This is a genomic window from Amycolatopsis silviterrae (genome assembly GCF_042684085.1).
Taxonomy (GTDB): Bacteria; Actinomycetota; Actinomycetes; order Mycobacteriales; family Pseudonocardiaceae; genus Amycolatopsis; species Amycolatopsis silviterrae.
In genome coordinates, this window is sequence record NZ_JBHUKS010000010.1 from 130656 (window position 1) to 152953 (window position 22298).

At 71.4% G+C, this 22298-nt stretch carries 21 protein-coding genes; 4 read left to right on the forward strand and 17 right to left on the reverse strand.

Going from position 1 to position 22298, the window contains the following annotated elements; translation table 11 throughout:
- Positions 1-28: 28 nt before the first annotated feature.
- The 12 genes from ACFSVL_RS15310 to pafA form a co-directional block, all read right to left on the reverse strand.
- The gene (locus ACFSVL_RS15310) at positions 29-415 is read right to left on the reverse strand and encodes a DUF4333 domain-containing protein (protein ID WP_378304596.1); all 387 of its coding nucleotides are present in this window, start codon (positions 413-415) and stop codon (positions 29-31) included.
- Between the two features lie 37 nt (positions 416-452).
- Entirely contained in the window at positions 453-1652 is a 1200-nt protein-coding gene (locus ACFSVL_RS15315; RefSeq protein WP_378304598.1) for a GNAT family N-acetyltransferase, read from the reverse strand.
- Positions 1653-1703: 51 nt separating this feature from the next.
- Positions 1704-2411, reverse strand: a complete 708-nt coding sequence (locus ACFSVL_RS15320) for a DUF4333 domain-containing protein (protein ID WP_378304600.1) — start codon at positions 2409-2411, stop codon at positions 1704-1706.
- 127 nt (positions 2412-2538) lie between these two features.
- Positions 2539-5304 (reverse strand): DEAD/DEAH box helicase, encoded by a 2766-nt coding sequence (locus tag ACFSVL_RS15325; RefSeq protein ID WP_378304602.1) that lies wholly within the window; start codon positions 5302-5304, stop codon positions 2539-2541.
- A gap of 206 nt (positions 5305-5510) precedes the next feature.
- The gene (locus ACFSVL_RS15330) at positions 5511-6392 is read right to left on the reverse strand and encodes a diacylglycerol/lipid kinase family protein (RefSeq protein WP_378304604.1); all 882 of its coding nucleotides are present in this window, start codon (positions 6390-6392) and stop codon (positions 5511-5513) included.
- A gap of 2 nt (positions 6393-6394) precedes the next feature.
- Positions 6395-7369: a twin-arginine translocase subunit TatC gene (gene tatC / locus ACFSVL_RS15335; protein WP_378304606.1), complete on the reverse strand. Its 975-nt coding sequence runs from the start codon at positions 7367-7369 to the stop codon at positions 6395-6397.
- An 88-nt stretch (positions 7370-7457) separates the two neighbouring features.
- Positions 7458-7793, reverse strand: coding sequence for a Sec-independent protein translocase subunit TatA (tatA, locus tag ACFSVL_RS15340; protein ID WP_378304608.1), 336 nt, complete (start codon positions 7791-7793; stop codon positions 7458-7460).
- A 37-nt stretch (positions 7794-7830) separates the two neighbouring features.
- Positions 7831-8043: a bacteriophage holin gene (locus ACFSVL_RS15345; protein WP_378304610.1), complete on the reverse strand. Its 213-nt coding sequence runs from the start codon at positions 8041-8043 to the stop codon at positions 7831-7833.
- Positions 8044-8053: 10 nt separating this feature from the next.
- Positions 8054-9034, reverse strand: a complete 981-nt coding sequence (locus ACFSVL_RS15350; protein WP_378304611.1) for a helix-turn-helix transcriptional regulator — start codon at positions 9032-9034, stop codon at positions 8054-8056.
- Positions 9031-10023, reverse strand: a complete 993-nt coding sequence (locus ACFSVL_RS15355) for a helix-turn-helix transcriptional regulator (protein ID WP_378304613.1) — start codon at positions 10021-10023, stop codon at positions 9031-9033. The genes ACFSVL_RS15350 and ACFSVL_RS15355 overlap by 4 nt, the downstream gene beginning before the upstream one ends.
- A gap of 156 nt (positions 10024-10179) precedes the next feature.
- Entirely contained in the window at positions 10180-11208 is a 1029-nt protein-coding gene (locus ACFSVL_RS15360; RefSeq protein ID WP_378304615.1) for a WD40/YVTN/BNR-like repeat-containing protein, read from the reverse strand.
- A 216-nt stretch (positions 11209-11424) separates the two neighbouring features.
- Positions 11425-12783, reverse strand: coding sequence for a Pup--protein ligase (gene pafA, locus ACFSVL_RS15365; protein WP_378304617.1), 1359 nt, complete (start codon positions 12781-12783; stop codon positions 11425-11427).
- A gap of 205 nt (positions 12784-12988) precedes the next feature.
- On the opposite strand from pafA, the gene ACFSVL_RS15370 reads away from it, so the two are divergent.
- From ACFSVL_RS15370 to ACFSVL_RS15385, 4 genes are all read left to right on the forward strand, one after another.
- A complete protein-coding gene (locus tag ACFSVL_RS15370) occupies positions 12989-14428 on the forward strand; it encodes a bifunctional phosphatase PAP2/diacylglycerol kinase family protein (protein ID WP_378304691.1) in 1440 nt (479 codons plus the stop codon).
- Between the two features lie 520 nt (positions 14429-14948).
- Entirely contained in the window at positions 14949-16151 is a 1203-nt protein-coding gene (locus tag ACFSVL_RS15375; protein ID WP_378304619.1) for an alpha/beta hydrolase, read from the forward strand.
- Between the two features lie 110 nt (positions 16152-16261).
- Positions 16262-16612, forward strand: a complete 351-nt coding sequence (locus ACFSVL_RS15380) for a YciI family protein (RefSeq protein ID WP_116204978.1) — start codon at positions 16262-16264, stop codon at positions 16610-16612.
- A gap of 22 nt (positions 16613-16634) precedes the next feature.
- Complete coding sequence (locus tag ACFSVL_RS15385) at positions 16635-17870, forward strand: RNA polymerase sigma factor (protein ID WP_378304621.1); 1236 nt, start codon at positions 16635-16637, stop codon at positions 17868-17870.
- Here the strand turns inward: ACFSVL_RS15385 and ACFSVL_RS15390 are convergent.
- From ACFSVL_RS15390 to dop, 5 genes are all read right to left on the reverse strand, one after another.
- Positions 17849-18586 carry a transglutaminase domain-containing protein gene (locus tag ACFSVL_RS15390; protein WP_378304623.1) on the reverse strand — a complete coding sequence of 246 codons (738 nt, stop codon included), beginning with the start codon at positions 18584-18586 and terminating at the stop codon, positions 17849-17851. The genes ACFSVL_RS15385 and ACFSVL_RS15390 overlap by 22 nt on opposite strands.
- A 67-nt stretch (positions 18587-18653) precedes the next feature.
- A complete protein-coding gene (gene prcA, locus ACFSVL_RS15395) occupies positions 18654-19439 on the reverse strand; it encodes a proteasome subunit alpha (protein ID WP_378304625.1) in 786 nt (261 codons plus the stop codon).
- A gap of 61 nt (positions 19440-19500) precedes the next feature.
- Positions 19501-20358, reverse strand: a complete 858-nt coding sequence (gene prcB, locus ACFSVL_RS15400; RefSeq protein WP_378304627.1) for a proteasome subunit beta — start codon at positions 20356-20358, stop codon at positions 19501-19503.
- 141 nt (positions 20359-20499) lie between these two features.
- Positions 20500-20694 (reverse strand): ubiquitin-like protein Pup, encoded by a 195-nt coding sequence (locus ACFSVL_RS15405; RefSeq protein WP_037806475.1) that lies wholly within the window; start codon positions 20692-20694, stop codon positions 20500-20502.
- An 89-nt stretch (positions 20695-20783) separates the two neighbouring features.
- Positions 20784-22286, reverse strand: coding sequence for a depupylase/deamidase Dop (dop, locus tag ACFSVL_RS15410; RefSeq protein ID WP_182894703.1), 1503 nt, complete (start codon positions 22284-22286; stop codon positions 20784-20786).
- Between the last annotated feature and the right edge of the window lie 12 nt (positions 22287-22298).

Genomic DNA, 22298 nt, shown 5'->3' on the forward strand with positions numbered 1-22298 from the left:
CAATGCGCCGCCCGCGCGGCTATCGGATTTACCGCGGCGGGTCCACCTTGTACTTGCCGTCCGCGCCAGTGACCGTGATGGGGACGTGTTTCGTCGTGCCCGCGATGTCCACAGTGCACTGGAAGCGCGAGCCGTCGGCGACCGGCTGGCGGTCCGGGCAGGACACCTTGCCGACGTCGGTCATCTTGTAGTCGGTGGTGAGCAGCCGGGTGACCGCCGAGGCCATCGCCCGGGAGTCGAAGACCCGCATCGCCGCGGAAGACTCCGGTGCGGACGACGGCGCGACGCCCGGCTGCGCGGGGCTGCTCGGCGTGACAGTGACGGTGTGGACCGCGGGCGGGGGCGTCCCGCTGTCGCAGCCCGCGGCGGCGAGGATTCCCAAGCCGCACAACAGCAGCACCCGCACGGCGCGCATCAAACCCGCTCCTCTGCGCGAAACCTCTGGTCAACGGTCAGAAGACCGTACCGCACCACACCGATTCGCGCGTGCCGAACAGAACGTCGGCGGCGGCGGGCGCGGCCGGGTCGAGCACCTCGATCCGGCCGGTGTCCGCGAGCGACGACGCGCGCCACGTTCCGAAGTAGAGCATCGCGAGAGTGTCCGCCGAGAGGCGCAGCGCGGGTTCCTCCTCGGTGCGGGAGGCACCGTCCGGACCGACGCGGTAGCGGCCGTCGTTGCCGGGCAACGACCGGTCGGAGACTTCGAGGACGACGGGTTCGGCCGATCCGTAGGTGCGGGCGGCGAGCGCGGCCTCCACGTCGACCAGCCGGAGCCAGCTTTCGTCTTCGGTGCTTTCGGTTTTCGCCATGCGGGGGTCCGTGAACAGCAGGGCGTGCGGTTCGTCGAGCGGGCGCATCGGGAGGACGATCTCGTCGACCAGGTCCACCGACAGCAGGAACCGCCACAGGCCGGCGAACGCGGCCGGGTTGGCGTAGTGGAACGCCATCACCTGCAGTTTCGCGTGGTGGTTGGCGTCTTCCTCGACGTAGTAGGTGAGATAGCCGTCGACGCCGTCCTGGCCGCGGTGCACGGCGGTCTGGACCAGTTTCGCGCGGCGGCGCGCCTGCGCTTCGTAGCCGGGCCAGTAGACCTCGGAGCGGGTCATCGCGGCGACGCGGCCCATCGCGGTCTCGGCGTACAGCTCGGGCCATTTCGGGGCGGCCTCGTCGATGCCGAGGACGGTGACTTCTCCCCCGGCCGGCACGTCCGGGCGCAGCTGCGCGCGGTGCTTGTCCACCACGACCCGCTTCGCCAGGGTCGCGATTCCGTAGCCGTAGCGGCCGTAGATCGTGCCTTCCGACGCGTACAGCAACGCGAGCGCGACGCCGCGTTCGGCGAAGTCCGCCAGCTGCGCGGCCTGCAGCGCGCTGAGCACGCCGCGCCGGGTCCGTCCGGCGCGGACGCCGACTCCGGTGACCGCGGCCAGCGGAAGCCGCGCTCCGCCGGGGACGACCATCTCCGCGTCGAACGACCGCGCGGTGCCGATCAGGTCAGGTTCGAACACGCCCCAGCTGCGCTCGGCCGAGTAGGCCGCGGAGACGCGGTCCCATTCCTCGTCGGTGCCCGGCTGGACGTGCAACGCGGCCCGGAACAGATTCCAGGCCTCGCGCTGCTCGTCGGGACGGAGGATGCGGACGGTGCGGTCGCTCATGCCCCGATCATCGCCGGGGCGGCCGCCGGACCGCCACCGAATTGACTGGGGTCACTTGGCCGCGGGCGGCGAGACCTCGTAGTTGCCGTCGGTGCCCTTGACCGTGATCGGCACCTGCTGCGGCTTGCCGTTCACGGTGGCGGTGCATTCGAACTTCGCGCCGTCCTCCACCTTCTGCTCGGCCGGGCAGGTGACCCCGCTGACGCCCTGGATCTTGTAGGTGTCGGTGAGCAGCTTCGCGACGTCGGTCTGCATCTGGTTGTTGTTGAAGACCTGGGTCTTGAAGAAGCCGGGCGCGACGAAGCCGAGGATCGCCACGACCGCGACCACGACGACGAGCGCGCCGATCCCGATGAACAGGCCCTTTTTCGACCCGCCGCCGGAAGGCTCGGGAGCGGCGCCGCCGGGCTGGCCGTAGTCGTACTGGCCGGGCTGCTGGCCGCCGTACTGCTGCTGCGGCTCGCCGTACTGCTGCTGGCCGTAGGACGGCGGCTGCTGCCCGTACTGCGGCGGCTGCTGGCCCCACTGCGGCTGCTGCGGCTGCTGTTGTTGCGGGTAGCCGCCGGGCTGCTGCCCGTACTGCGGGTCTTGACCGTAGGGCTGCTGCCCGTACTGCTGGGGCGGGTAGGGCTGCTGCTGCGGGCCGCTCTGCGGGTACGCGCCGCCCGGCTGCTGCCCGTACTGCGGGTCCTGGCCGTAGGGCTGTTGCCCGTACTGGGGCTGCTGCCGCGGGTCGTTGCCGCCATACGGCGTGCTCATCGTTAGCCTCCGCCTTCGTCTGTCCGCATCCGCGGGCCCGGCCGCGGGTGTCGTGCGCGATCCAACCACAGGTCTGGACCTGGCACACCTGTCCGCGCGCAGTCGCTGCGAAGGTGTGCCCTCCCGGTCACGCCGCGCCCGCGGCCACGACGCCGCGGCGCAGCGCTTTCACGGCCTGTTTGGCGGCCGAGCCGACCGGATCCTCCGTGCCGAGGACGTCGCGGACCTGGTCGAGCAGGTCGATGACCTGGCGGCACCAGCGGACGAAGTCGCCCGCGGACAGTTCCTGCCCGTTGGTCTCGGCCGCGGTGAGGACCTTCTCCAGGGATTCGCCGCGCGCCCAGCGGTAGACCGGCCACGCGAAGCCGGCGTCGGGTTCGCGGGTGCGGTCGAGGCGGTGGCGGCGTTCGTCCTCGGTGAGTTCGACCCACAGCCTGCTGGTTTCCTGCCACGCGCCGGGGACCGCGCCGCCGGGCAGGCGGGGTTCGCCCGCGGTGTCGCGGCGGGCTTCGAACACGAGCGTGGACACCACGGCGGCGAGTTCGGCCGGGCCGAGGCCGGTCCAGACGCCGTGCCGGATGCATTCGGCGGCGAGCAGGTCGGATTCGCTGTAGAGGCGGGTGAGGCGGCGGCCGTGTTCGGTGACGCGGTCCTCGCCGTCGCCGGGCCGGACGTAGCCGCGTTCGCCGAGCAGCCGCAGGATCCGGTCGAACGCGCGGGCCAGTGAGTGCGTGGTGGCCGCGACCTTCCGTTCGAGCTGTTCGGTTTCGGCGGAGAGCCGCTGGTAGCGCTCGACCCAGCGGAGGTTGGCCTCGCGTTCGGCGAGGCCGTGGCAGGGGTGGGCGCGCAGGGCGCGGCGCAGCGAGGCGAGTTCGGCGTCGTCGGCGGCCGCGGTGCGGCGGCGCTGCCGTCCGGGCAGCGCGATGCCGGCATTGCGCAGCGACGAGGCGATGTCGCGGCGGGTCTTGGGCGAGCGGAGTTCGATGTGCTTGGGCAGCTTGATCCGGCCGAGCGCTTCGACCGGGGCCGGGAAGTCGGACACCGACAGCGGCCCGGACCAGCGGTCCTCGGTGACCACGACCGGGCGCGGTTCGCGGATCGGGTCGAGGCCGGGGTCGACGACCACGGCGAGCCCGGCGCGGCGGCCGGCCGGGACCGGGATGACGTCGCCCTTGCGGAGTTTCTCCAGCGACTGGGCGGTCTCGGCGCGGCGGGAGGAGGTGTTCTGCCGGGACAGGGTCTTCTCGCGGGCGGAGATCTGCGCGCGGAGTTCGACGTACTCGAGCATCTGGTCGAAGTCGCCGGAGATGGCGGCGGTGTAGCCCTTGAGGGCTTCCTTGTTGCGTTCGATCCGGCGCGCGGTGCCGACCACCGACCGGTCGGCCTGGAACTGCGCGAACGACTGTTCCAGCAGGTCGCGGGCGGCGTCCGCGCCGACCTGGGAGACCAGGTTGACCGCCATGTTGTAGCCGGGGCGGAACGAGGAACGCAGCGGGTAGGTGCGGGTGGACGCGAGGCCGGCGACGGCTTTCGGGTCGACGCCGGGCTGCCAGGACACGACGGCGTGGCCTTCGATGTCGATGCCGCGGCGGCCGGCGCGTCCGGTGAGCTGGGTGTATTCGCCCGGGGTGAGGTCGACGTGCGCCTCGCCGTTGTACTTCACGAGGCGTTCGAGCACGACGGTGCGGGCGGGCATGTTGATGCCGAGCGCGAGGGTTTCGGTGGCGAAGACGACCTTGACCAGGCCGCGGACGAACAGCTCCTCGACGGTTTCCTTGAACGCGGGCAGCAGCCCGGCGTGGTGGCCCGCGAAGCCGCGTTCGAGCGCCTCGCGCCATTCCCAGTAGCCGAGGACGCCGAGGTCGCCCTCGGGCAGCTCAGCGGTGCGCTCGTCGACGATGCGGCGGATCTCCTCGACCTGTTCGGGGCCGTTGAGCCGCAGGCCGGAGCGGACGCACTGGGCGACCGCCGCGTCGCAGCCGGCGCGGGAGAAGATGAACACGATCGCGGGCAGCAGCCCGGCGTGGTCGAGCCGTTCGACGACGTCGACGCGGGACGGCGGGCGGAACCGGGGCCCGCGCGGCGGGGCTCCCCTGCGTCCGCCGCGAGGGCCGCGGAAGTTGGGTGCGAACCGGCCCATGTCGTCGGTTTTGCGCAGCAGGGTGGGGTTGATCCGCAGCTGTTCGCCCGGGTCGGCCTCGTTCTGGCCGGCGAACAGGTCGAGCAGCTGGTTGCCGACGAGCATGTGCTGCCACAGCGGGACCGGCCGGTGCTCGTCGACGACGACGGCGGTGTCGCCGCGGACCTCGACGAGCCATTCGCCGAATTCCTCGGCGTTGCTGACGGTGGCGGAGAGGCCGACGACGCGGACGTGGCCGGGCAGGTGGAGGATCACTTCCTCCCAGACCGCGCCGCGGAAGCGGTCGGCGAGGTAGTGGACCTCGTCCATGACGACGTAGCCGAGTTCGGGGATGGCCGAGCTGCCCGCGTAGAGCATGTTGCGCAGCACCTCGGTGGTCATGACGACCACCTGGGCGTTGCCGTTGATCGAGGTGTCGCCGGTGAGCAGGCCGACGGCGTCGTTGCCGTAGCGGTCGACGAGGTCGGCGTACTTCTGGTTCGACAGGGCCTTGATCGGCGTGGTGTAGAAGCATTTGCGGCCCTCGGCGAGGGCGAGGTGGACGGCGAACTCGCCGACCACGGTCTTGCCCGCTCCGGTGGGGGCGCAGACGAGGACGCCGTGGCCTTCTTCGAGCGCCTCGCAGCCGCGGATCTGGAAATCGTCGAATTCGAAGGCCGATTCGGCGGAAAACCGGGTCAGCTGGGGGTGCTTGGCGCGGCGACGGGAGGCAGCGTAGGCCTCGGCCGGCGATGGTGAAGGGCTAGTGGCCACTCTGTCAGGGTTTCATACGCCCCCGACAGTCCGCACGCGGTCCTCGTGAGCGGCGATGCCGGTTCTAACCCAATGCCGCGTAGCTTAACCCGGCGCTGACGGTGCCGGGGGCGGGTTTGCGGTCCGTGAGGGGAACCCTGAGGGAATCTGATTCCCTCAGGGTTCCCCTCACGGACGTGAAGATACGGTCAGACCGGCATCAGCGCTCACGAGACGACGGTGAGCGCGGAGGGCACGCAGGTCGCTTCGGCGGGTGCGCCGCCCTGGTCTTCGCCGTCGGCGTAGACGGGCCAGCCGGGTGCTTCGATCCGCAGGGTGCGGGTGCGGAAGGTGTGGACGGTGGGGCGTCCGACGTGCTCGCCGGTGCGCAGGTGCGGGAGCATCCGCAGCAGGCGGGCGCGGCCGGGGGTGCCGATGACGGTGACGTCGAAGAGGCCGTCCTCGGGGTCCGCGGCGGGGCAGATGGGGACGCCGCCGCCGTAGTACGGGGTGTTGCCCGCCGCGACGAGGGTCGCTTCGAGCTCGAGGACGCCGTCGTCGGTGTGCAGGACGATCGGGCGGGGCCGGAACGCGGCGAGTTCGGCGAGGATCGCGAGGTCGTAGCGGCGGGGTCCGGCGGGCCAGCGCATCGCGTTCGCGCGGGCGTTGACGGCGGCGTCGAATCCGGCGCACAGCACGGTGGCGAACCAGGTCTCGCCGAGGCGGCCGAGGTCGACGCTGCGGCGGCGGCCGGCCTGCAGGGCTTTCGCGAGGACGTCGGTGGCGGCGCGGGGGTCGGCCGGGACGCCGAGGGCGCGGGCGAAGTCGTTGCCGGTGCCGGAGGGGACGAGGCCGAGCGCGACGCCGTGGTCGGCGCAGAACTGGACGCCCTGGTGGGCCGCGCCGTCGCCGCCGAGGACGATCAGCGCGTCGAGGCCCTCGGCGTGCGCGGACCGCATGAGCGCGCGGGATTCCTCGACGCTGCCGGCGGTGAGGATGTCGAGCCGGTCGACGGCGGGCCGCAGCCGCGCCGCGACCGCTTCGGCGATGCGGGCGGCCGCGCCGCGACCGGAGGCCGGGTGCACGGCCAGTGCTGCGTTCAGGCCCACGGTCAGGTGATGTCGTCGGTGGACGAGCGGCCGGACGGCGGGCTCTGCGGGGCGGCGGGTTCGTCGCCGTCGGCGGTGGTCGGGGTGTAGCTGAACGGCGCGGCCTCGTCGTCGGCGAGCTGGTCCCAGCCCTCGTCCTGGCGGGCGCGGTCGAGCTTGCGGTCGTGGAAGCGGGCGATCTGGATCGCCAGCTCGAACAGCAGGGTGAGCGCGCCGGCGAGGCCGAGCATGGAGAACGGGTCCGAGCCGGGGGTGGCGAACGCGGCGAACACGAACAGCGCGAACACGATGCCGCGGCGCCACTTCTTGAGCTGCTGGTACTTGACCACGCCGACGCGGTTGAGCATCACCACGAGCAGCGGCAGTTCGAAGCTGACGCCGAAGATGACCAGCAGCGACAGGATGAAGGAGATGTACTTGTCACCGGTGAGCGCGGTGACGAACTGGTCCTGGCCGAAGCCGGCGAGCAGCGCCAGCGCGTGCGGGACGAGCAGGTAGGCCAGCACCGCGCCGGCGGCGAAGAGCACCGAGGCGAAGCCGACGAAGGTGAGCGCGTACTTGCGCTCCTTGGAGTAGAGGCCGGGGGCGATGAACGCCCACAGCTGGTAGAGCCAGGCCGGGGACAGCAGGACCGCGCCCGCCGCGACGCCGACCTTCAGGCGGAGCATGAACACTTCGAACGGCACGGTCTGCAGCAGGCGGCAGCCGGTCTCGCCGCCGAACCGCTGCGAGGCCGGGATGGCGCAGTACGGGTGGGTCATGATGTCGCCGAGCGACGGGATCGGCCCGAAGCGCTGGCCGAACCAGATGAACCCGAAGATCGCGCCGATGACGACGAAGACGACCGCCCAGCCGAGGCGGCGGCGGAACTCGTAGATGTGCTCGATGAGCGTCATCGTGCCGTCGGGGTTTTTCCGACGGCTGCGCCGGCTCCGCTTGCTGGACCGGCTGCCGTTGCCGTGGGCGGCTTCCGCCACTGGTCGTTCCGTTCTCGTCAGAGCCCAGCGGGGCGCGCCTCGCCGGCGCGCCGCCGTGGACCGGGGACCGGGTGGTGCGCGCGGAGGGTCAGCTCGCGTTCTTCTGCGGCTGGTCGGCCGGGGCGGCCGCCTGCTGCTTCTTGAGTTCGTCGAGCTGGCGCTGGAGGTCGGCGAACTGCTTGTCCTGCGCGGTCTGGGCGGACGGCGCAGGGGCGGGAGGGGCCGGCGGGGCGATGTGCCGGGTGTCGGCGGACTCGGCTTCGGCCTCCGCCTTCTGCTCGCCCGTGAGGTCCTTGGTCTCGGCCTTGAAGATCTTCATGGACTTGCCGATGGACCGGGCCGCGTCCGGGAGCCGCTTCGCTCCGAACAGCAGAACCACCACGAGCACCAGAACGATGATGTGCCACGGCTGCAGCGCGTTCATGGTCGCCTGCCCTCCTTGTCTGGGGTCTGTGCCGATGTTACTTGTTGCCGGGCGCCGGGCGGCGTTCGGCCACGGCCACACGGAGTGCCGCGGACCGGGCCCGGACGAGTCCGGTCCGGTCGTGGGTGTCCGCACTGACCATGCTCATGGTGCGGCGGAAGCGGCGCAAGACTCCGGCGGTCCGTACCAGCAGCAGGGCCAGGACGAGCAGGCCGGCCGCGAGCAGCACATAGACGGGCAGGTACGGCACTGAAACCACCTTATCGGTCGGAGATGGACGTGAGGTGACGGGCACGCGCCACGGCGTCGGCGGCCCGGCGACCGACTGCCTCGGCGAGTGTGGCGGGGCTCTCCACCTGGGCTTCCCCGCCGAGGCTGAGCACGAGGCGGACCATCCAGGGCTCGTCGCTGTAGCGCATGGCGATGCGCAGGCGGCCGCCGTCGAGTTCGTCGAGTTCCTCGCACGGGTAGTACTCGGCGACCCAGCGGGCGTCGGGGTCGAGCACGAGATGCGCGACCCGCTGATCGGGACGGGCGGAGAAGACGCCGTCGGACAGGTCGGTGGGCCGCGCGTGGGCGGGCGGAGCTGCGGGTTCGTCCAATACGGTGAGGTCGTCCACCCGATCGAGACGGAAGAGGCGGACGCCTTCGACGCGCCGGCACCACGCTTCGAGGTAGCCGACGCCCTGGACGATGACCAGCCGCATCGGGTCGACGGTGCGTTCGGTGATCTGGTCGCGGGACGCGGTGTAGTAGCGCATCCGCAGCGCGCGGCCTTGCTGCAGCGCGCCGGAGACGGTCTCGCGGGTGCGGGCGGCGCGGGCTCCTTCGCGGACGCCTCCCCCGACGACGACGCCAGCCGGGCGCGCTTGCCCTGCGGCGTCCTCGATTTTGGCGATGGCGCGGCGGACCGCGTCGCCGTCGGCCACGCCCGGGGTTTCGGCGAGCGCGCGCAGCGCGACCAGCAGCGCGGTGGCTTCGCCGCCGGTGAGGCGCAGCGGGCGGCTCATCCCGGCGTCGTGGGTGACGACGATGGTGTCGCCTTCGAAGGACAGGTCGATGAGGTCGCCGGGGCCGTAGCCGGGCAGGCCGCACATCCACAGCAGTTCGAGGTCTTTGCGCAGCTGGCGGGGCGTGACGTCGAAGTCCTGTGCGGCCTCGTCGATCCGGATGCCGGGGCGGGCCAGCAGGTACGGGACCAGCGCGAGCAGGCGCGGCATGCGTTCGCCGGACGCGCTCATCGCCCGCTCCCCTGTCCCGCGCGGGCGAGCACGGCCTCGAGCCGGTGCTGCACGGACTTGGCCAGGACGTCCGGTTCGAGCACGAGCACGTCCGGTCCCTGCGCGGCGATCCAGTCGGCGGCCGATTCGGGGAAGTACAGCCCGATCTCGATCACGTCGCCTTCCTCCCCCGCGACAGTCTCCCTTCCGACGACGTCTCCGCGGCGGCGAACCCCTGCCGCCCGTCCGTCGGCGATCCACAACCGCGCCGTGGTCACCGGAGCCGGATCCTCGCTCCCGCCCGTGACGGACACGAGCTGCATCAGATTGACCCCTTCGGGCCGGACGACCGCGCCCGGCTTCCCGATCGCCGCCACTTTCCCGGTTACGCGAGAGAGCCGAAAGCATCGAGGCGCGTCGCGGTCGCGATCGTGCCCCACGACGTACCAGCGGGCGCGCCAGGACACGACGCCCCATGGTTCCAGGGTGCGGATCCGCCGCTCGGGCGACCCGCTGCGGCGGTACTCGAACCGCACCGCCTGTCCGGCCTGGACCGCGGCGAGCATCGGCGCGAACGCCGGCTCGGCACGCACCCGGGGCTCGATCACCGTCGGCGCCTGGTCGTCGACCTCGACCCCCGCCGCGCGCAGCTTCACCAGCGCCCCTTGGGCCTGCCCGGTGAGTTCCGGCGAGTCCCACAACCGGACCGCGAGCCCGACGGCCGCGGCCTCGTCCGGCGCGAGGTCGATCTCGCCGAGTTCGTAGTCGCGGCGGGCGATGCGGTAGCCCTCGACGGGGTCGAAGACGGAGTTGCGGCCGGTCTCGAGCGGGATGCCCAGCTCCCGCAACTCGGTCTTGTCCCGCTCGAAGGTGCGGAAAAAGGCGTCGTCGCTGGCCGCGTCGGCGTATCCCGGCACGATCCCGCGGATCCGCTCCGCGGTGAGGTACTGCCGGGTGGAGAGCAGGGCCAGCACAAGGTTGACCAGCCGTTCGGCGCGTGCGGTGGACACCAGACGACTCTAGCTCTCCCCGCCCCGGGCGATCGCGAGGTCCGCCCCGCGCGCGTCGCCCCAGGTAGCACCGCCCGCGAGCGACGGGACCCCTCGCACCCGCCCGGTCACCCGGCGTTGCCCCGGCCCGCTTTCACCGCCGGATCGGGTCCACCCTCACGGAACCAGCTTCGCCACCCGCCCCTTGGCCCCGCTGGCCCAGCAAGCCCCACCGCCAGCGCAGTCCACGGTGTCGAAACTGCCGCTGTCGAAGGACTGCCAATGCCGCCCGCCGTCCCGGCTGAGGTCGCTGCCGCCAGGCCCCACAGCCAGCACTGTCCTGCCACGCCAAGCAAGCCCGGACCGATAGCCACGGGGATACTCGGTCGGCGTCCGCCAGGTCCGCCCACGGTCGCGACTCAACGCCACCGCAGGACCAGCCGCAGTCGGATTGGCGTAGTCCCCGCCGATCGCCACCCCTTGCCAAGGCGTCCGAAACGCGACCGCGAACACCCCAGACGACGCACTGCTAGGCAATGGCGTGTCGCTGGCAGCCCAATGCCGCCCGCCGTCTCCGGAGTGCAGCACCCGCGCATGCTTCCCGCCACCAGTGGCAAGCCAAGCATCGAACGGCCCCGAGGTGGCAACGCACTGCCCACTGGCGGCGAACCCAGCCTCCCCCGGCTCCGCAGCCGGAAACGCGTCGTCCGGAACCTGCCGCCAGCTACGCCCGCCGTCAACCGTGGCCTGCACCCGAAACCGCCCATTGACGGGATCGCTCATCGCCAGCCCACGCCAAGGATCAAAGAACGCAAGACAGTCGTAAAACGCCGCAGCATCCGGATTACTGAACGTCTGCCGCCAGCTGCGCCCGCCATCCTCAGTGCGATAAACCCGAGAATCCGCCCCAGGCCCAATCGACAACACCACAGCCCGCTGGTCGTCAAACGCCTCAATATCCCGAAACTCAAGCTCCCCCGCAGCAGGCGGCCCCACCGACCCCCAACTACGCCCGCCGTCAACCGTCCGCAGCACAGTCCCCCGCGTCCCGCTAACCCAAGCGACCCGCCCGCTAACCGCAGACAACCCCCGAAACTGCGCCGCCGTCCCCGTAGACACGAGCCGCCAAGATGGCAACTCAGCCGCCGACGCAACCCCACCCAGCAACACCGACAGCACAGCCACCAGCACCAGAACCGCTCGCATGACTAGATCCTGCCGCACCCCACCGACAACTTTCGTCGGTTCCCCAGCCACGGCTCACCCGACCACAACCGCGGGGTCGCGCCGACGTTTGGGCTGAGCAACGGGACAGGCCGAAGGCCCCTCCCGTTGCTCAGCCCAAACGTCGGCTAAAAGCGACCCCGCACGCGACGGCGAAGCCGGCGCCATCAAACACAGTTTGGTGACACTCAAGACCAACTACAGCGAGCCTATGAGCCTTTCCACCCGCTCATCCACAGCCCGGAACGGGTCCTTGCACAACACAGTCCGCTGCGCCTGGTCATTCAGCTTCAAATGCACCCAGTCCACCGTGAAGTCCCGCCCAGCAGCCTGCGCCGCCGCAATAAAGTCCCCTCGCAACTTCGCCCGAGTCGTCTGCGGCGGCGTATCCTTCGCCGCCTCAATCTCCCCGTCGTCGGTAACCCGCCGCACGAGCCCCTTCCGCTGCAGCAGGTCAAAAACCCCACGCCCACGCCGGATGTCGTGGTACGCAAGATCCAGCTGAGCCACCCGCGGACTAGACAGATCCAGGTCGTGCTTGGCCCGATACCGCTCCACCAGCCGATGCTTGATCGCCCAGTCGATCTCGGTGTCGATCTTGCTGAAGTCCTGCTCCTCAACAGCCTCCAGCGCCCGCCCCCACAGCTCCACGACCCGCTCGTTGGCAGGCGTAGACCCGTTCTCCTTCAAATGCTGCACCGCCCGGGCGTGGTACTCCCGCTGGATATCCAGCGCGGACGCCTCCCGCCCGCCGGCCAGCCGCACCTGCCGCCGCCCGGTCAGGTCATGGCTGATCTCGCGGATCGCCCGGATCGGGTTGTCCAGCGTGAAGTCCCGGAACTGCACCCCGGCCTCGATCATCTCGAGCACGAGATGCGCCGATCCGACCTTCAGCATGGTCGTGGGCTCGGCCATGTTGGAGTCGCCGACGATGACGTGCAGCCGCCGGTACCGTTCGGCGTCGGCGTGCGGTTCGTCGCGGGTGTTGATGATCGGCCGGGACCGGGTGGTGGCGCTGGAGACGCCCTCCCAGATGTGCTCGGCGCGCTGGGAGAGGCAGTACACCGCGCCGCGCGGGGTCTGCAGGACCTTGCCCGCGCCGCAGATGAGCTGGCGGGTGACGAGGAACGGGAGCAGGACGTCGGCGATCCGGGAGAACTCGCCCGCCCTGGTCACCAGGTAGTTCTCGTGGCAGCCGTAGGAGTTGCCCGCCGAGTCGGTGTTGTTCTTGAACAGGAAGATGTCGCCGCCGATGCCCTCGTCGGCGAGCCTGCGCTCGGCGTCGACGAGGAGGTCCTCGAGGATCCGTTCGCCTGCTTTGTCGTGGGTGACGAGCTGGGTCAGGTCGTCGCACTCGGCCGTCGCGTACTCCGGGTGCGAGCCCACGTCGAGGTAGAGCCGGGAGCCGTTGGACAGGAACACGTTGGACGAGCGTCCCCACGAGACGACCCGCCGGAAGAGATAGCGCGCGACCTCGTCGGGGGAGAGCCTGCGCTGGCCGTGAAAGGTGCACGTGACCCCGAACTCGGTCTCGATGCCAAAGATCCGCCGCTGCATCCCACCAGAGTAGGCGCTGGACCCCCGCCGAAGGTGCGCCGTTCGGGCGGCGACACGCGGTCGGTACGTTGCAAGTGGTGACAATGCGGCGGAAACCGGTCGCCGGGGCCGGTCTCGGGCCCGGCTCGGCCAGCGGAGGTGGACGATAGTGTTCCAGCAGGTCGGGCGGGCATTCCGGCAGGTGGGGCGGCGGGATCGGGCGCTGATGCGGCGCAGTGCGGCGCTCCCCCGCACGCGCGCCGATGACCTGGTGACCGCGTTGTCCCGGAGTGCGGACAAATCGCGGCTCTGGTGGGGCGTGGCGGCCGTGCTGGCGGTGCGGAAGGGCCCCGCGCGGCGGGGCGCGCTGCGCGGGATCGCCGCCATCGCGGGGGCGAGCGCCGCGGCGAACCTGGTCGCGAAGCCGTTGTTCCCGCGCCGCCGTCCGGCCGAGGAGGAGGTCCCGGAGCACCGCCAGCTGCGGAAACGGCCGACGTCGTCGTCGTTCCCGTCCGGGCATTCGGCTTCGGCCGCCGCGTTCGCGGCCGCGGTTGCGATGGAATCGCCGCGCGCCGGCCTCGCCGTCGTCCCGCTGGCCGGGGCGGTCGCGTACTCCCGGGTGCACACCGGCGTGCACTGGCCGAGCGACGTCGCCGCCGGGATCGCGATCGGGACCGGGATCGCGGTGCTGACCCGGCACTGGTGGCCGCTGCACCCGGACGCGCGCGCCCGCACCGCCCATGCGGCGCAGGCACCGGAGATGCGCGACGGCGAGGACATGCTGGCGCTGGTGAACCCGCATTCGGGCGTCAACGGCCAGGACCCGACCGAGGACGTCCGCTACGCGTGGCCGAAGGCGTCGCTGATCTACCCGGACCCGGCGCGGGACCTGCGCGACCAGCTCGCCGACGAGATCGAAGCGCACGGCTCGGTCCGCGCGCTCGGCGTGGCGGGCGGGGACGGCACGGTCGCGGCCGTCGCGTCGGTCGCCGCCGAGCGCGGGCTGCCGCTGGCGCTCATCCCGGCCGGGACGCTCAACCACTTCGCCCGCGACGTCGGGGTCCGCTCGATGCCGGACGCGGACGAGGCGACCGAGGGCGGGCACGCGGTCGGCATCGATCTCGCGGAGGTCGAGATCGACGGGTCCGGCGAGCCCGGCCACCGCTGGTTCGTGAACACCGCCAGCCTCGGCGGGTACCCGGAAATGGTGCGGCTGCGGGAAAAGCTGCAGAGCCGCTACCCGAAGTGGCCGTCCGCGGCGATCGCGCTGGTGCGCGTGATGCGGCACGCGAAGCCGCTGCGGGTCCTGCTGAACGGGAAGCCGACGCAGGTGTGGCTGATCTTCGTCGGCAACGGCACGTACGCGCCGAAGGGCTTCGCGCCCTCGCGCCGGCCGGCGCTGGACACCGGGCTGCTCGACGTCCGGTACGTGCGCGCGGACCTGCGCTGGTCGCGGACCCGGTTCGTGTTCGCGAGCCTCACCAACAGCCTGCACGCGAGCCACGTCTACCGGCAGCGGGACCTGCCGGAACTGCACGTGCGGCTGCTCGACGGCAACCGCCGGGTCGCCACCGACGGCGAGGTCGGGCCGCTGGGACGGGAGTTCCGGTTCCGGTCGCGGCCGAGCGCGCTGACCGTCTACCGCAATCCCGACAGCGGCGCCTGACCGAGCGGCGCCCCGGACGTCCGTGGTCGCAGGTCCGTGAAGGACTCCTTGAGGGAATCTGATTCCCTCAAGGAGTCCTTCACGGACGACAAAACCCGCCCCGCCACCCTCGTCGGCAAGAGCCGTGCCGGCCCCGAACGACCCAGGCTCGGCACACCTCGACCGCAACCCCATAGCCGTCTTAAGTCCCTGGCATTGGACTCTGCGCCCCCTCATGGACTGGGCGCAGGCAGTGACTTCCGGGCGTTCTTGCCCTAAGGTCCACTCCACCGTGCTTGACCGGGCACCGCGTTTCTGCCCGCTCCGCACCTCACGAACCCGGTTCTGATCTGCGTGTTCTCGCGCCCCGGCACCGGGTTCTTGACCCTTTCTTTACCTTCTCTCAACGAATCCACAGCTACCCGTCCCTAGCGTGATCTTCGAGGTGCGGACTGTCCTGTCCGCGCCAGTTCACGGCAGGGGTCTACTCAGTGCGTTTTTCCTCCCGCGGTGCGAGCTGCCCGAGTCAGGCAGGCCGCGGATGATCCCGCAGGCCGTCGACCCGGTGCTGCCGCCGTCGGTCACCTCGCAGGCCCGGGACCTCGGCCCGCTCGAATCCCCCATGCTGTGGCTCGCCTTCGCCGGGGCCGCCGCGGCGGTCCTCGCTGTCACGATCGCGCTCGCGCACCGCCGCCGCGTCCGCCGCTGGGGGATCAACGGCTCCATCGCGCTGTTCCTGATCGCCGCGGTCACCGCGGTGAACAGCTACGTCGGCTACGTCCGCACGCCCAGCGACCTCGGCAGGCTGCTGCAGCGCGGCACCGGCGCGATGAACGTCGCGGGCACCCTGCTGCGCCGCACCAGCGACGACCCGGCCGAGGACTCGGACCCGAGCACCGCCGCCAGCTCCCCCTCCGCCGGCCGTCCGGCGGCCCCGCCCAGCGGCAACGGCAGCACCGAGGTGCTGAACGTGCCCGACCCGGCGCACGGCGTGCAGAACGGCGAGAACTACGTCGTCCTCCCGGCCGGCTACCACGACCCGGCCAACGCGAACCGGCGCTACCCGGTCGTCTACCTCATCCACGGCTACCCCTACGGCGGGCCGCGCGACTGGCTCACCTCCGGCTCCGCGCCGCAGACGCTGAAAAGCCTCGAGGACGCGCACGTCGTCCAGCCGATGATCATCGTGAGCGTCGACCTCACCGCCAACCGGCCGAGCACCGACTGGGAATGCCTCAACGTCCCCGGCGGGCCGCAGCTGGAAACGTATCTCGCCAGCGGCATCGTGCCCGCGGTCGACAAGCACTACCGCACCTACGCCGACCGCGGCCACCGCGCGCTCGGCGGCATGTCCGGCGGCGGCTTCGGCGCGCTGAACATCGGCCTGCACCACCTCGACGAGTTCGGCACGCTGCTGATCTCGCTGCCGTACGACGACCTGACCGATTCGGTCGGTGTCCTGGCCGGCAACCAGGCGGCGATCGCGGCGAACACCCCGCGCCGCTACATCCCGACGATGCCGTTCCCGCAGAAGATCGCCGTGATGCTGACCGTCGGGACCGGCGCGCCCACCGACGTCGCGACCGCGCACCGCATCGCCGGGTCGTTGCAGCGGCGCGGCCAGGAGGTCGTGGTGCACGCCGAACGCGGGTTCAACCACACCTGGCACACCGCCCGCGCGACGCTCCCGTACATGCTCGCCTTCGCCGATCAGAACTTCCGCAGCGCGCCTGCGTCCTTCTGAGCGGATCGTCCGGAAAACTTTCTTCCGGGCCCTGTCCATCCGGGCGGGCGCCGTTCGTGGTGAGGTCGACGCGGCACCACGGCCGCGCTGACCGACGAAGGAGCCCGACCATGAAGTACCTGCTGCTGATCCACGCTTCCGCGGCCACCGAGCAGGGCGGCGCCGCCGGCTGCGAGCCCGCGGACTGGATGGCCTACGACAAGGAAGTCCGCGACGCGGGGGTGTTCGTCAGCGGGGAGTCGCTCGCCGATCTCGTCACCGCGACGAAGGTGCGGGTCGGTGCGGACGGCGAGCGCTCGATCACCACCGACGGCCCGTTCGCCGAGACCCGCGAGCTGCTGGGCGGGTTCTACGTGCTGGACGTGCCGGACCTCGACGCGGCGCTCGACTGGGCGGCCCGCTGCCCGGGCTCCCGGGACGGTTCGGTCGTGGTCCGCCCGATCGCCGATTTCGATGCCTGACGCTTCGGTGTCTAACGTTTCGATGCCTGACGCGCGAGCGTCCGTGGCGGCCGTGTTCCGCGAGGAGCACGGCCGCCTGCTCGGCGCGCTCGTCCGCCGCTTCGGCGATCTCGACCTCGCCGAGGAGGTGGCCGCCGAGGCGGTCGAGGCCGCGCTGGTGCGCTGGCCGGTGGACGGCGTCCCGCCGAAACCCGGCGCGTGGCTGATGACCACCGCGCGCCGCAAGGCCGTCGACCGGCTCCGCCGGGACCAGGCGTACGCGGCGAAACTCGCTGTCCTGCAAGCGGAATCCGAGCGCAGCGACCCTCCCCCGCTGCCCGGCGCGGACGGCGACCTGCCCGACGACCGGCTCCAGCTGTTTTTCACCTGCGCGCATCCGGCGCTGGCCGCCGAGGACCGGCTCGCGCTCACGCTGCGCTGCCTGGCCGGGCTCACGACGCCCGAGGTGGCGCGAGCGTTCCTCGTGCCGACCGCGACCATGGCGAAACGGATCGTGCGGGCCAAGAACCGGATCCGGGACCACCGCATCCCGTTCCGCGTCCCGGCCGGCGACGAGCTGCGGTCCCGGCTGCCCGGCGTACTGCAGGTGCTGTACTCGCTGTTCACCGAGGGCTACGCGGCCAGCTCCGGCCCGGACGTCCAGCGTCCGGACCTGGCCGAGGAAGCCATCCGGCTGGCCCGGATCCTGCACCGCCTGCTGCCCGCCGAACGCGAAACCACCGGACTGCTCGCGCTCCTGCTGCTGGTCCACGCCCGCCGCGCCGCCCGCACCGGCCCGGACGGCGAGTTCGTCCTGCTCGAAGACCAGGACCGGACAGTCTGGGACACGGCGCTGATCGACGAGGGCCGCGCGCTGGTGCCGGTCGCGCTCACCGGCGGCCCGCCCGGGCCGTACGGGGTGCAGGCGGCGATCGCCGCGCTCCACGCCGAAGCACCGGACGTCGCCGGCACCGACTGGCCGCAGATCGTCGCGCTGTACGACATCCTGCTGACGCTCACGCCGAACCCGGTCGTCGCGCTCAACCGCGCGGCCGCCGTCGCGATGCGCGACGGACCCGAAGCCGGGCTGGAACTCCTCGACGGTCTAGCCGACGAACCCCGGCTGCAGGGCTACCACCCGTATGCCGCCGCCCGCGGCGATCTGCTGCACCGCCTCGGCCGCGACGACGAAGCTGCGGCGGCCTACCGGGAAGCGCTGGCCAACGCGGGAACCGAACCGGAACGCGCACACCTGCGTCAGCGGCTCAACGCGCTCTGAGGCGGCGCCCACCGGCTGAGCACCGGGTCGACGAGCGTCGTCAACGGCCCGGACAGCGTCTGCCCGTGCCGCCGGAACAAGTCGTCGCGCGAATCGAACCGGCCCAGATCCGTCAGCACGGTCGCCGACAGGTCGCACGCCCCGCCGACCCCGCAGGTGACGCCGTCCCAGTCGATCGCCGTGCGCGACACCGCGTCGAACAGCGTTTCCCCGCTGTCATTGGTGAACCCGGGACCCGCCGCCAGCTCGGTCAACCGCCCGAACAGCTCCCCCACCGGCACCCACGCGTCCGCAACCCCGAACTCCGGCCACGCCACCAGAACCCGCGACGGCACCAGGAACTTCGACCGGGGAAACCGCGGATACCAGAACCGGCCGTCCACGACGAGACCCCGCACCCGCGTCGGAATCCCCCGCGCCCGCGCGACTCCCTCCAGCACCGCCAGCCGCTGACTGCACGAACCCCGCCCGCGGCGCAGCGTCCGCGAGATCGGCTGCCGCTCCTGCACCGCGTACACCGGCCGCACCGACCCGGCGATCACCCGGTGCGCGGCCCGCAACCCGGCCAGCCGATCCTCGGACGCCGTCGCCCGCACCAGGGACTGCACCAGCGGAGCACGCCAGTCGAGAATCGCCGTCGGAACCACGCCGCCCGCGGCGGAACTGTCCCCGGCGATCCGGTGCCGCCACCACGGAGTCACGAGCGAACACGTCACCCCGCCAGTATCCCGGAAAACGACGATGGGCCGTCGGCACCCGCCGACGGCCCACCAGTCCGCTCCGTCACTCCTTCTCGGCCGACCCCTTGCCAGCGTCGCCCGAGTCGTCCTTGCCGCCGTCCCCGTCCGGCTTCTCGGCAGGCTCCTCCTTCGCCGGCAGCAACGCCTCCAGCGCCGCCCCCGACAACCGCCGGAACGCCCGCCGCGGCCGCGCCCGGTCCAGCACCGCGACCTCGAGCTTGATCTCCGTCTCGGCAGCCGGGCCGTTGCCGTTCGACGTCGCGGTCGCCCGCAACCCCTCGATCGCCGACGCCAGCGCCGTCCGCAGATCGTGCTCCGGATCCACCACGTCCTTCAGCTTCGCGCTGATGGTATCCGTCTGGCCGCCCATCACCACGAACGGCGACTCGTCGAAAATCCCGCCGTCGAACGTCAACCGGTACAACTGGTCCTCGGCCGCGGTCGCCCCGACCTCCGCCAGGCACACCTCCACCTCGAACGGCTTCAGCTGCTCGGTGAAAATACTGCCCAGCGTCGCCGCGTAAGCGTTCGCCAGCGCCCGCGCGCTCACATCGCGGCGGTCGTACTGGTAGCCCTTCAGATCCGCGTGCCGGATCCCCGCCACCCGCAGATTCTCGAACTCCGAGAACCGGCCCACCGCGGCGAACCCGATCCGGTCATAGATCTCCGCCACCTTGTGCAAAGTCGCCGAAGTGTTCTCCGCGACAAACAGCACCCCGCCGGAATACTTCAGCACCACCACGCTCCGGCCCCGCGCGATCCCCTTGCGCGCCAGCTCGGAACGCTCCCGCATCAACTGCTCGGGAGAGGCATACAACGGCATCGTCACGGTGTCGGCTCCACGTTCTCCGAAAACTCGGCAGTCATTGATTCAGCGGACATCGGCGGCCTCACACCGGCCGGTGGTGATTGCGCTCCGCGCGCCCGGCCACCACCGCCTCGGCCACCGCACCCGTCCGCTCCGCGGGCAGCACCACCGCGCCGTCCTCCGCGGTGATGGTGATGACGTTCGGGAAAATCCGCCGCACCAGATCCGGCCCGCCGGACGCGGTGTCGTCGTCCGCCGCGTCGTACAACGCCTCCAGCGCCGTCCGCACCGCCGCGTCCGCATCCGCGTCCGGGTCGTACAGCTTCTTCAGCGACGACTTCGCGAACAGCGAACCCGAACCGACGCTCGCGTACCCGGCGTGCTCCTCGTACCGCCCGCCCGCCGCGTCGTACGACACGATCCGGCCCGCGTGCTTCGCGTCCTCGGCCTCCAGGTCGTACCCGACGAACAACGGCACGACCGCGAGGCCCGCCATCGCCATCTCCAGGTTCGCCTTCACCATCCCGGCCAGCTTGTTCGTCTTGCCGTCCAGCGAAAGCGAAACGCCCTCGATCTTCTCGTAATGCGCCAGCTCCACCGCGTACAGCCGGACCATCTCCACGGCCAGCCCCGCGGTCCCCGCGATGCCCACCGCCGAGTACTCGTCCGTGACGTGCACCTTCTCGATGTCCCGGCTCGCGATCAGATTCCCCGACGTCGCCCGCCGGTCCCCGGCGATCAGCACCCCGCCGGCGAACGCCACCGCGACGATCGTGGTGCCGTGCGGCACGTCCAGCTCACCCGCGGGCACCCGCCGCGCGGGAAGCAGCTCCGGCGCGGTCGCCCGCACGAAATCCGCGAACGACGACGACGCCGGCGAAAAGTAGGCCGACGGCAGGCCGGGTCCGGAAAAACCCGCCCCAGAGGAGGTGTTGTCCATACGTGCTCTCGGTTCCCATCTCATCCCGTGCCCGGCAACGCCGACAGCAAACCTGCCCCCGGCGCCCCCGAGCGAAACCTCCGGCCCAGCGCGCCCGCCGCACACCGCCCCGCACCCGGGACGGCCGCGACGGGCAGGCGGCTACTCGCCGCCCTTCTGCACGTAAGCGCGGACGAAGTCCTCGGCGTTCTCCTCCAGCACGTCGTCGATCTCGTCGAGAATCGTGTCCACGTCCTCGCCGAGCTTCTCCCGCCGCTCCTGGCCCGCCCCGCCGGCGTCGTCGAACTCCTCGTCGGAATCGCCGCCGCCGTGCTTCTCGATCTTCTCCTGCGCCATCTCGCCTCCCGGTCTGGCCGATGTTCCCTAGCCTACCCAGCGGTACCGACGAAAAGGGCCTTCAACCGGCCCGAAACGCCGGGATCGCGCTAGTCCGAACCGGTGATCGCCTCCACCAGCTCCTCCGCCGTCGCCGCCGCGTCCAGCAGCTTCCCGACGTGCGCCTTCGTCCCCCGCAACGGCTCCAGCGTCGGGATCCGCACCAGCGACTCCCGGCCCACGTCGAAAATCACCGAATCCCACGACGCCGCCGCGATCGACGACGCGTACTTCTCCAGCGCCCGCCCCCGGAAGTAGGCCCGCGTGTCCGACGGCGGATTCGTGATCGCCGCCTGCACCTCCTCCTCGGTGACCAGCCGCTTCATCGAACCCCGCGTGACCAGCCGGTTGTACAGGCCCTTCCCCAGCCGCACGTCCGAATACTGCAGGTCCACCAGCCGCAGCCGCGGCGCGCCCCACGCCAGCTGGTCCCGCTCCCGGTACCCCTCCAGCAGCCGCAGCTTCGCGGGCCAGTCCAGCCGGTCCGCGCACTCCTGCGGATCCCGCGCCAGCGCGTCCAGGATCTCGCCCCACACCCGCAGCACTTCCTTCGACGCCTCGTCCGCGCCCGTGCGCTCGAGATTCGCCGCCGCCAGCTCGTGATAGGCGAACTGCAGGTCCAGCCCGGTGAACTTCTTCCCGTTCGCCAGCTCGACCTTCGTCTTCAGCGTCGGGTCGTGGCTGATCTTGTGCACCGCCCGCACCGGCTCGTCGAGCTTCAGGTCGTCGAACCGCACGCCCGCCTCGATCAGGTCCAGCACCAGCGCCGTCGTCCCGACCTTCAGATACGTCGAGTACTCCGACAGGTTCGCGTCCCCGATGATCACGTGCAGCCGCCGGTACTTGTCCGCGTCCGCGTGCGGCTCGTCGCGCGTGTTGATGATCCCGCGCTTGAGCGTCGTCTCCAGCCCGACCTCGACCTCGATGTAGTCCGAGCGCTGCGAAAGCTGGAAACCCGCCTCCTCGCTCTGCTGCCCGATCCCCACCCGGCCGGACCCGCACATCACCTGCCGCGACGCGAAGAACGGCGTCAGCCCGCCGATCACCGCGGTGAACGGCGTCGACCGCTGCATCAGGTAGTTCTCGTGCGTGCCGTAGCTCGCGCCCTTGCCGTCCACGTTGTTCTTGTACAGCTGCAACGGCGGCTGCCCCGGCACGGTGGCCGCCTTCAGCGCGGCCTCCTCCATCACCCGCTCGCCCGCTTTGTCCCAGATCACCGCGTCCCGCGCGTTCGTGACCTCCGGCGCCGAGTACTCCGGATGCGCGTGGTCCACGTACAACCGCGCACCGTTGGTGAGGATGACGTTCGCCGCGCCGAGGTCCTCGACGTCCGGGTCGTGCCCCGGACCGCCCGGCCCGGTCAGGTCGAACCCGCGCGCGTCGCGCAACGGCGACTCCACCTCGTAGTCCCAGCGCGCCCGGCGCGCCCTCGGGATGTCCGCAGCCGCGGCGTAGGCCAGCACCACCTGAGTCGAGGTGAGCACCGGGTTCGCCGTGGCGTCCCCGGGCACGGCGATGCCGTACTCGACTTCGGTTCCCATGATCCGACGCATGCCCACCACCCT

What these genes read in the sequence shown, in the direction of transcription:
- ACFSVL_RS15310 (WP_378304596.1), bottom strand. Translation starts at nt 415, where the DNA reads ATGCGCGCCGTGCGGGTGCTGCTGTTGTGCGGCTTGGGAATCCTCGCC.
- ACFSVL_RS15315 (WP_378304598.1), bottom strand. Translation starts at nt 1,652, where the DNA reads ATGAGCGACCGCACCGTCCGCATCCTCCGTCCCGACGAGCAGCGCGAG.
- ACFSVL_RS15320 (WP_378304600.1), bottom strand. Translation starts at nt 2,411, where the DNA reads ATGAGCACGCCGTATGGCGGCAACGACCCGCGGCAGCAGCCCCAGTAC.
- tatA (WP_378304608.1), bottom strand. Translation starts at nt 7,793, where the DNA reads ATGAACGCGCTGCAGCCGTGGCACATCATCGTTCTGGTGCTCGTGGTG.
- ACFSVL_RS15350 (WP_378304611.1), bottom strand. Translation starts at nt 9,034, where the DNA reads ATGAGCGCGTCCGGCGAACGCATGCCGCGCCTGCTCGCGCTGGTCCCG.
- ACFSVL_RS15360 (WP_378304615.1), bottom strand. Translation starts at nt 11,208, where the DNA reads ATGCGAGCGGTTCTGGTGCTGGTGGCTGTGCTGTCGGTGTTGCTGGGT.
- pafA (WP_378304617.1), bottom strand. Translation starts at nt 12,783, where the DNA reads ATGCAGCGGCGGATCTTTGGCATCGAGACCGAGTTCGGGGTCACGTGC.
- ACFSVL_RS15370 (WP_378304691.1), top strand. Translation starts at nt 12,989, where the DNA reads ATGCGGCGCAGTGCGGCGCTCCCCCGCACGCGCGCCGATGACCTGGTG.
- ACFSVL_RS15375 (WP_378304619.1), top strand. Translation starts at nt 14,949, where the DNA reads ATGATCCCGCAGGCCGTCGACCCGGTGCTGCCGCCGTCGGTCACCTCG.
- ACFSVL_RS15380 (WP_116204978.1), top strand. Translation starts at nt 16,262, where the DNA reads ATGAAGTACCTGCTGCTGATCCACGCTTCCGCGGCCACCGAGCAGGGC.
- ACFSVL_RS15385 (WP_378304621.1), top strand. Translation starts at nt 16,635, where the DNA reads ATGCCTGACGCGCGAGCGTCCGTGGCGGCCGTGTTCCGCGAGGAGCAC.
- prcB (WP_378304627.1), bottom strand. Translation starts at nt 20,358, where the DNA reads ATGGACAACACCTCCTCTGGGGCGGGTTTTTCCGGACCCGGCCTGCCG.
- ACFSVL_RS15405 (WP_037806475.1), bottom strand. Translation starts at nt 20,694, where the DNA reads ATGGCGCAGGAGAAGATCGAGAAGCACGGCGGCGGCGATTCCGACGAG.
- dop (WP_182894703.1), bottom strand. Translation starts at nt 22,286, where the DNA reads ATGCGTCGGATCATGGGAACCGAAGTCGAGTACGGCATCGCCGTGCCC.